Annotated in this window: 10 protein-coding genes; all 10 read right to left on the bottom strand. The window is 70.1% G+C overall.

The genetic code is table 11. The features are described from left to right. Positions 1-214, bottom strand: a 214-nt coding sequence (locus tag AX737_RS07785; protein ID WP_156453580.1) for an efflux RND transporter permease subunit, incomplete at its 3' end; no start/stop codon positions are given. Between the two features lie 21 nt (positions 215-235). Then, complete coding sequence (locus AX737_RS07780) at positions 236-1,408, bottom strand: efflux RND transporter periplasmic adaptor subunit (RefSeq protein WP_066920365.1); 1,173 nt, start codon at positions 1,406-1,408, stop codon at positions 236-238. 34 nt (positions 1,409-1,442) lie between these two features. Continuing rightward, on the bottom strand, positions 1,443-1,883 hold the full coding sequence (locus AX737_RS07775) for a hypothetical protein (RefSeq protein ID WP_156453579.1): 441 nt from the start codon (positions 1,881-1,883) through the stop codon (positions 1,443-1,445). Positions 1,884-2,004: 121 nt separating this feature from the next. Further along, positions 2,005-2,289, bottom strand: coding sequence for a hypothetical protein (locus AX737_RS07770; RefSeq protein ID WP_066920361.1), 285 nt, complete (start codon positions 2,287-2,289; stop codon positions 2,005-2,007). 97 nt (positions 2,290-2,386) lie between these two features. Next, a complete protein-coding gene (locus tag AX737_RS07765; RefSeq protein WP_082772941.1) occupies positions 2,387-3,712 on the bottom strand; it encodes a HAMP domain-containing sensor histidine kinase in 1,326 nt (441 codons plus the stop codon). Beyond that, positions 3,712-4,383, bottom strand: coding sequence for a response regulator transcription factor (locus tag AX737_RS07760; protein WP_066920360.1), 672 nt, complete (start codon positions 4,381-4,383; stop codon positions 3,712-3,714). Before AX737_RS07760 ends, AX737_RS07765 begins: the two co-directional genes overlap by 1 nt. A gap of 57 nt (positions 4,384-4,440) precedes the next feature. Beyond that, the gene (locus AX737_RS07755; protein WP_066920358.1) at positions 4,441-6,249 is read right to left on the bottom strand and encodes an ABC transporter ATP-binding protein; all 1,809 of its coding nucleotides are present in this window, start codon (positions 6,247-6,249) and stop codon (positions 4,441-4,443) included. A 3-nt stretch (positions 6,250-6,252) separates the two neighbouring features. Continuing rightward, positions 6,253-6,855, bottom strand: coding sequence for a TetR/AcrR family transcriptional regulator (locus tag AX737_RS07750; RefSeq protein ID WP_066920356.1), 603 nt, complete (start codon positions 6,853-6,855; stop codon positions 6,253-6,255). A 294-nt stretch (positions 6,856-7,149) separates the two neighbouring features. Next, positions 7,150-7,365: a hypothetical protein gene (locus AX737_RS07745; RefSeq protein ID WP_066920354.1), complete on the bottom strand. Its 216-nt coding sequence runs from the start codon at positions 7,363-7,365 to the stop codon at positions 7,150-7,152. 641 nt (positions 7,366-8,006) lie between these two features. Continuing rightward, a complete protein-coding gene (locus AX737_RS07740) occupies positions 8,007-8,336 on the bottom strand; it encodes a hypothetical protein (RefSeq protein WP_066920352.1) in 330 nt (109 codons plus the stop codon). Positions 8,337-8,407: the final 71 nt, after the last annotated feature.

Genomic DNA, 8,407 nt, shown 5'->3' with positions numbered 1-8,407 from the left:
TGCCGTTGAGCTCCTCCTCGATGATGCGGGTGACGCCGTCGTAGAGCCGCTCCGGTGGCGCGCCCGGATATGTCGCGCTCACCTGGACCGTGACGGGGGCCACGTCCGGGTATTGCGAGACCGGCAGAAAGGCGATGGAGATCGCGCCCACCAGCATGACGAAGATGGAGATCGCCCAGGCGAAGATCGGGCGGTCGATGAAGAAGCGGGTCATGGAGGTCCGGTCCCGGCGCGGTCAGGGTTCTGCGGAGGCCGCGGCCGTCCGGGCGCCGTGCCAGGGCGTCGGGTTGACCGCCATGCCGGGCTGGATCTTCTGGAAGCCCTCAACGACGACCCTCTCGCCAGGCTTCAGCCCCTCCTCGACGATCCAGCCGGCATCCGTCAGCGCCCCCGCCTGCACGGGGCGCAGCGCGACGGTCCTGTCGTCGCCGACCACGAACACCTGCGCGACCCCGGCGCTGGAGCGCTGGATGGCCTGGGCCGGCACGATGACCGCGCCAGGCACCGTCCCTTGCGCGACGCGGACGCGGACGTAGGTGCCCGGCAGCAGCGCCACCTTCGGGTTCGGGAACGTCGCCCGCAGGGACACCTGCCCGGTGCCGGGGTCGACGCTCACGTCCGAGAACAGCAGCCGCCCGGCGTCGGCGTGGAGCGAGCCGTCCGGCTGGACGAGGCGCACCTCCGTTTCCTCCTTGCCCGACGCGCGCGCGGCGAGGCGGCTCGGGTCCGAGGCGGGCGCGTTGAAGTCGGCGAAGATCGGGTCGATCTGCTGGATCAGCGCGAGCTTTGTCGCCTCGCCCTGGCCCACGAGGGCGCCCTCGGTGACGAGGGCCCGGCCGATGCGGCCGGCGATGGGCGCGCGCACGGTGGCGTAGTCGAGGTCGATCCGGGCCCGGGCGAGATGCGCCTTGGCGCTGGCGACGTCCGCCTCCGCTTGGCGCAGGGCGGCCGTCGCGACGTCGTGCTGGGCGGTGCTGGCCGCCTGGCGCTCCAGCAGTGTCTCGGTGCGCTCCGATTGCCTCAGCGCCTGCACCCGCGCGGCCTCGGCCCGGTCGAAGGCGGCGGCCTTGGCGTCGACCTCGGCCCGGTAGACGGCGGAATCGATGCGGAAGAGGACGTCGCCCTTCCTGACGAGGCTGCCTTCCTCGAAGGCGCGCTCCCGGACGATGCCGGAGACCTGGGCCCGGACCTCGGCGACCCGCGTCGAGGCGAGGCGACCCGGCAGGTCGAGGGTGCGCGGCACCGTCGCCGCCTCGACGGTCACCGTGGTGACCGGCGTCGGCCCCGCGTCCGCTCCCGGAGCGGCCTTCCCGTCGGCGGCCCGTTCGCAGCCGGCCATGGTCAGGGCGACCAAGCCGACCGCGGCCGTCGCCGCGAGGAGGAACGAGCCAGGGGGCCGCCCGGGCATGGGGGATGGGGTCAGGCGTCGCATCGCAGGCGCATCACCAGCATAGGGCATGGCTTATCCAGGCCGACGGCTTGCAGGTGATGGACAGCCCGCCGCTTTGCGACGCGACGCCGCCGCGGCATGTCCGTCCCGTCGTCTGATCGAAGGAAATGCCCGTCGTGCGCCCGGCCCCCCGGCAAATCCGGTCGGCGGCCAGTCCGCAGTCCAGGGCCGTGCCGTTGTCCACGCTCGGGCAGCGGGCCTCCGAGAAGACGAGGACCGGTCCGAACGACGGCGCTCCGGCCATAGCTTCGCCGAGCGACGCGACGACGTCAGACCAGGAGCGCTCAAGCGCCGCCAGCGGACCGTCGTCGGCACGCGTCTCCGGGACCCCTGGGATCACGGGTGTTGCCGCCGCCTCGGCGACGGAGGTCCCCAGCACTGCGGCAAGGCAGCATGTCATGGCCGAGCGGGCGCTCGATCTCGGAAACCGCATCTCGAAATCCCATCGGGCCGGGCGAGGCCTCGGACGCCCGTTTCTTTGGGCGGCCGTCTGCGACGGCGGCCCCGCATCTTCGTGAACCCGTGCCATGGGGACGGGCGCAGGACCGGAGCCCTCAGTCATCCCAGTCGGCGTGGAAGCCGAGCGGCTCGAACGGTGGCTCGTATTCGCGCATGACGAACCGGCGGCGGTAGACGCGGTCGCATTCCGGCGGACCGTACTCGTAGCCGTCGTCGTAGACCGGCTCCGCCCGTGCCGCGGAGGCGGCGAGCGTGCCCGCGGCGAGCCCGCCGACGAAGCCAGCCGCGAATGCCCCCGACCGCCCCCGCGCCTGGGCTTCCGGGACGGCGGACGAGAACGCGACGAGCGCGGTCGCGAGGACTAAGGCTTTGTTGCGCATGGGGTTCACCTCGACTCCCGGGAGGGGAGGACGTCCCGATCCTAGCGGCCGAGGTTGCCGCAACATTACGTTCGTCGGGATCGACGGGCGGCGAGGTTCAGGCCTCCGCGCCTCGGAACGTGAGGGAAACCGTCAACCCGCCTCCGGGGGTCTCGTCCATCGCGACGCCTCCCCCGTGCATGGCCATGACCTGCGCGACGAGGGCGAGCCCGAGCCCCGTGCCGTCGCTCGACCGTCCTCGCGCGAACGGCTGGAGCACCTCCGACCGGATGCCGGTCTCGACCCCGTCGCCGTGGTCGATCACGCGAACGGTCCCGGGGGGACGGACCTCGACCAGGACGGACCTTCCGGAGCGGGCGTGCTGCAGGGCGTTCCCCACGAGGTTACCGACGGCGATGCGGGCGGCGGTCTCCGATCCGGTGACGTGGACGGCGTCGCCCTCCCCGGAGAAAGCGATGTCCACGCCGGCGGCGAGCGCCGCCGGGACATGCTCGGCGGTCGTGGCGCGCGCAGCCGCCACGAGGTCGAACCGGCGCATCTCCGGACTGTCAGAGGACAGGCGTGCGATTTGCAGCAGCATCGTGACAGTGGAGGACAGCGACTGCACGTCGGCCACGAGCACCCGACGCAGGTCCGAGTCCTCCACCCGCTCCAGGCCGGTCCGCACACGGGTCAGCGGTGTCCGGAGCTCGTGCGCCGCGTTCGACAGGAACCGGCGCTGCGCGGCCGAGGCCACGTCGATGCGCTCCAGGGCGCGGTTGAAGGCGGCCACCATCGGGACGAGTTCCCGCGGGGCCTCGCCCAACGGCAGGCGGATGCCGTGGGACCCGCCGTCGATGCGTTCCGCGGAACGCGAGACCTGGCGCACGGGTCGGGCGATCAGGGCGGGAACGGTGAGGAGGGCGACCAGGATGGTTGCGGCGGTCACGACCAGGAGCGGGATGGCCGTGTAGTTGACGTCGCGCAGGCTGCTCAACGCGGCTTGCGCGGGACTGTAGACGGCGCCCCCTACCTGGATCTGTACGGTTTTCGCGCCGAGCCGAGCCGCGATGGTCCAGTGGGTGAGACGCAGGCCATCGCCCCCGTCGAACGCCGGGCTTGGTGCCGCCGCGCCTCCGTCGCGGACCGATGCGGGCACGGGTCCGTAATGCACCCTCCCGCCCTCCGTCGTGACCACGTACCAGAGGTCAGGAAAGGCTCGCTTGATCCCGTCGAGTTCGCTCGTCGACGAGACGACCGGCGCGCCGTCCTCGCCACGCGAGATGGAAGCCTGGATGACCTTCGCCACGTCGTACTGGGCGAAGAGGCCGTCATCGCCCTGCAGGGCACTGACCAGCGTCCAGGTGCACAGGATGGTGGCGGCGACGACGAGGCTGAGCAAGGCGGCGGCGAGCCGGGCGATGGAGGGCTGCCCGCGCGGCATCAGCCGGCCTCCAACATATAGCCCAGGCCTCGCAGCGGCTTGATCGCCACGGAGCAGTCGGCGGCCCGCAACCGCTTCCGGAGACGGGAGATATGCGCGTCGAGGGCGTTGGACTGGATCTCGTCGTCGAAGCCGTAGGCCGCGGCTTCGAGCACCTCCCGCAAGGCGACTTGCCCGGCCCGACGGACGAGGGCTTCGAGCAGCGCGAGTTCCCTGCGCGGGACCGGGATCGGGTTGTTGGCGACGCGGACCGACCGTGCGGCGGTGTCGAAGGACAGGTTGCCGACCGTCAGCACGCCCTTTCGGTCGACCTGGAGCCGGCGGATCACGGCCCTCGCCCGGGCGACGAGTTCGACCGGCTCGAACGGCTTCGGCACGTAGTCGTCGGCCCCGGCGTCGAGGGCCCGCGCGATCTCGACCGGGTCGTCGAACGCGGTCAGCATCAGCACCCCCGGCCGGGGCCTGAGTTGCGCCAGGCGCGAGATCAGGGTGATCCCGTCGCCGTCCGGCAGCCTGCGGTCCAGCACGACGAGGTCGAACGGCTGGACGCCGACGGCGGCCAGCGCCTCGTCGAGGTTGTCGACGACGTCGGCGTGCCCGAGGGCGTCCGAGAGCGTGGTCTTGAGCCATGCGCTCAGTTGCGGGTCATCCTCTACGACCAGGACGCGCAAGACGGTTGAACCTCCAAGGAACGATGGCGGCAGGACGGAGCCGGCCGAAGCGGATCGTCACGCCGCCTTGCGAACGAGACGGGCATAGGCGCCGCTGCGGCCCAGCAGCTCGTCGTGCGTTCCGTGCTCGACTACCACCCCCCGGTCGAGCACGACGATCTGGTCGGCCCGGCGCACGGTGGACAGCCGGTGCGCGATGGTGATGGTCGTGCGGGCCCTGCCGGGACGTTCGAGGGCACGGATCATCGCCAGCTCCGTCGCGGTGTCGAGCGCGCTCGTCGCCTCGTCGAGCAGCAGCACGCGCGGGTCGCGCAGGATGGTGCGGGCGAGCGACAGGCGCTGCTTCTCGCCGCCGGAGAAGCGGTGTCCGCGCTCGCCCACCACGGTGTCGTACCCGTCCGGCAGGGCCGCGAGCACGTCGTGCAGCTGCGCCGTCCGGGCGGCGGCGTGCAAGTCCGCATCGGTGGCGTCGGGCTGGGCGAAGCGCAGGTTCTCCGCGACGCTGGCATGGAGCAGGTAGGGGTCCTGCGTGACCACGCCCAGGATGTCCGTGAGCGAGCGCAGGCTCAGGTCGCGCACGTCGACGCCGTCGTAGAGCACCGCGCCAGCATCCACGTCGTAGAGGCGGGCGAGCAGATAGCCGAGGGTGGACTTACCCGAGCCCGTGGCGCCGACGATGGCGGTGTGCGAGCCCGCCGGGATGTCGATGGTGACGCCCCGGATGGTTGCGGGTCCCGCTCGGTCGTAGGAGAACACCACGCGATCCAGCCTGATGTGGCCCGCGACCGTGGCGGGATCGAGCGTGACGGGATCGGGCCGTTCGGTGATCCCCACGGGCTTGTCGAGGTACTCGAAGATGCGCGCGAACAGGGCCCGCGTCTTCCGGACCTCGACGCCCGAGCGCAGCACCTCCTCCAGCGGGAACAGGAGCTGCTCCTGCAGGGCGATCATGGCCACCAGCGTACCGATGGTCATGGCGGTGCCCGAGGCCATCATCCAGCCGCCGAGGAGCAGGGTCAGGGCGGGCATCGCCTGGAGTACCAGATCGATGACCGACCATTGCCACTGGCCCGCGGTGTGGGACCGGACCTCCAGGGCCGCCACCTCGCGCGACGCCCGGTCGAAGCGTTGCGTGAGGTCGAGGGTGCGTCCCATCGTGCGGGCGAGGACGATGCCGGACACGGACAGGGATTCCTGCACCGTCGACGACATCTCCGCGATCCGTCCCTGCTGCTCGTAGGTGAACGCCTCGCGCTTCCGGCCGACCCGGTCGCTGATCCAGGTCGCGAGCGGCAGGACGAGGAACGAGAGCAGGGCGAGCCGCCAGTCCAGGAGCAGCATCGCGGCACCCGTCATGACGACCGTGCTGGCGTTCCGGGTCGCCTCGCCGGCGGTGTGGGTCACCAGCGCCTGCAAGGCGCCGATGTCGTTGGCGATGCGGGACTGGATGTCGCCGGCGCGGGTCCCCGTGAAGAACCCGAGCGAGAGCGACTGGAGGTGGGTGTACACCGCGACCCGGAGGTCGTGCATGATCGCCTGCCCGACCCTCGCGGTGACGAGGACCTGCAGCACGCCGATGCCGGACCCGACCACGGCGAGAGCGACCAAGCTGCCGGAGAGGGTGGCCAGCAACGGCAGGTCGCCCTTCGGCAGGGCCTCGTCGATGATCGCCCGGAGTAGGAACGGGGCGGCGAGCCCGGCGGCCGATGCCAAGGCGATCAGGAAGAGGACCAGCGCGATCCGCCCCCGGTAGGGCCGGAACAGGCCGAGGATGCGCGCCACCGACACGTGCGCCGTGGCGACGTCGTCGTAGTTGGGGTCGTCCGCCCCTTCCGGTGCGAACTCGTTCGGTGAACTGTGTCTCATGGCTCAGGGATTGCCGTCGTTCGGGGTCGTCGTCCGTCCGGCCAGGGTCATGGCGACGAGGCGTTCGCGGAGCTCGCCGAGAACGGGCACGGGGTCGCTCGGCTTCTCGCGGACGAGGTAGGCGAGCCACGCGCCGTCGGCGGCGAGCCGGACGAGTTCCAGGTCGGGTCCGGCGTCCGTCCCGTGATGGCGACGCAGGCGCTCCGCGAACCAGTCCGAGACCAGCCGGCGCAGCTTCGGCTCGGCGAGGATGGAGACGTGAAGGGCGGCCCATTGGCCTCCCTCGGTCATCATCGGGTCGTGCAGGGTCACGTCGATGTAGGCCCGCGTGAACCGGCCGTGCGGATGGGCATCTCTGGCCATCGCCGCCTCGATGTCGGCATCGAGCTGCGTGATGAGGTCGGAGACGACGCCCTCGACCAGGGACTGCTTGCTCGCGAAGTGATGGAACAGGGCGCCCTTGGTCACGCCAGCGGCGTCGCAGACCCCCTGCACCGTGACCGCGGCGAGACCCTGCTCCAGGGCGAGCTTGGCGGCGCAGTCGAGCAGCGTCCGCCGGACGAGCTCGGGCTGCTTCTTCCGACGGTATGCGCCTTCGGTCGCCATGGTCATGGTTCCCGCGACCGGGATGGCTCGCCTCCGGCGGGAGGGGTCGTCCCTGTCGCCGGCGCCGCAACTGGCCGATTGGTGTGTGCCGCCCTCGACCGCAGGTGGCCGATGGTTACCTCGTGGTTCGCTGCCACGTGCATGGTTTCGGGATTGGGCAACGGTTCCGGTCCTGGTGGCCGCCATCATACATACCGGACGGTATCTTACGCGTCGGGGGCCGGCTTCGGACCCGCGAATTGCGCTTGGCTGGCATGCCCTCTCCGGCGCGCGGTCCGCAGCGGCCGCTTTCCGTCACTCGCCGAGCAGGCGTCTCCCCGACATTATAACCTGCAGGGTCTGGGAACTGAGACGTTCCTGGCGCGCCCGCTGCTCGTAGTCCATCAAACGAGCGATGATATCGTCGTTCCGATGGACGTTGCTATTCAAGCCGGAAGTCACTGCATTCGTGACCGTCCGCCTCAACAACAACTCGAATGCATCGTCCGCATTTTCCGGCTCCGTGTCCATGGAACACCTCTCTCCGTGACGGGGAGGTTCGGTAGACATAGCGGGTTACGCCAGCATTACGGGATGTGCGGGGCATTGGGCGTCGAGGTGGGCGTCGCTCGGACGATCCGATGGACCGTGACGGCGACCCGACGGCATCGTTCGAGGATGGGCTGCGTCCGAGCCAAGCGTCGCCGTCGTGCGGCGCGTTTACCCGCCGGAGCGTTCCCCGTTCGGCCGTCGCCAATGACCCGTACCTGCTGATGTTGTGGCTGCCCTGGGGAGGTCCGCTTCTCCGTTCCGAGCAGACGTCTCATCCAGCCAGTCGCTAGGTCTGCAAAGGGTCAACAACATGGATTGCAGGCACACCGGTGGCATGTCTAAGACGGGGCGTGACCAGACCGAGGGTGTGGGTTAGATTCAGCAAATTCTGACCAATAGCATCCGCATGTTGCTCGTATTGCGAGTATCCCACGCTCGGATCTCCCCGGCGCCGTGGGCCGCAATCATGCCTTGCGCTTCCTACCCGCCAGCACCCATTCCTGGATGATCTTTAGCCCGTCCGTGAACAGGTAGTCAGCGCCGGCCATGAAGGCACGCGCGGCCGATTCAGCCAAGTGCGCGTCGAAGGCTGCGTCGTCGGCGAAGGTATCGAGACTGGCCTAGCAGCCCTCGCTGAGTGCAAGCATGAAGAACGTCGTCGTGCCGGGCTCGTCACCGATGCCGGCATCGCAGTCTCGCAGGAACGCCTCAACCTCCGCCTCGCAGCCCGGATTGGCCGCGAAGGTCAACCACACCGCTTGCCTAGCCCGGCGTTTGTGCCCCGTGAACCAGTCGAGAACCGCGCGGCAGCCATCGACGTCGATGCCGCGGTTGCGCCATGCGATGTTTCTGTCCGGCCGGATCACGTACGTCGCCTGCTCGTCGCGTCCGGGTACACCGTAGGCGTCGAAGACGTCCGAAGGCCCTAACTGGCTCGCCGGCATGATCATCTGTGTGCCACCACCTCATACTGCTCCATGAGGTCCCGCATCGCCTGTGGCGGTCGCCCGTAGCTCACCAC

The sequence above is a fragment of the Methylobacterium sp. CCH5-D2 genome (assembly GCF_001556475.1).
GTDB classification, from domain to species: Bacteria; Pseudomonadota; Alphaproteobacteria; order Rhizobiales; family Beijerinckiaceae; genus Methylobacterium; species Methylobacterium hispanicum.
Note: the sequence above shows the minus strand (reverse complement) of the source record. Positions and strands in the feature narration are given on the sequence as shown.

Excerpts from the sequence above, each read along its gene's own strand:
- AX737_RS07775 (WP_156453579.1), bottom strand. The coding sequence starts at position 1,883 with ATGCGGTTTCCGAGATCGAGCGCCCGCTCGGCCATGACATGCTGCCTT.
- AX737_RS07740 (WP_066920352.1), bottom strand. The coding sequence starts at position 8,336 with ATGATCATGCCGGCGAGCCAGTTAGGGCCTTCGGACGTCTTCGACGCC.
- AX737_RS07765 (WP_082772941.1), bottom strand. The coding sequence starts at position 3,712 with ATGCCGCGCGGGCAGCCCTCCATCGCCCGGCTCGCCGCCGCCTTGCTC.
- AX737_RS07755 (WP_066920358.1), bottom strand. The coding sequence starts at position 6,249 with ATGAGACACAGTTCACCGAACGAGTTCGCACCGGAAGGGGCGGACGAC.
- AX737_RS07750 (WP_066920356.1), bottom strand. The coding sequence starts at position 6,855 with ATGGCGACCGAAGGCGCATACCGTCGGAAGAAGCAGCCCGAGCTCGTC.
- AX737_RS07745 (WP_066920354.1), bottom strand. The coding sequence starts at position 7,365 with ATGGACACGGAGCCGGAAAATGCGGACGATGCATTCGAGTTGTTGTTG.
- AX737_RS07780 (WP_066920365.1), bottom strand. The coding sequence starts at position 1,408 with ATGCCCGGGCGGCCCCCTGGCTCGTTCCTCCTCGCGGCGACGGCCGCG.
- AX737_RS07770 (WP_066920361.1), bottom strand. The coding sequence starts at position 2,289 with ATGCGCAACAAAGCCTTAGTCCTCGCGACCGCGCTCGTCGCGTTCTCG.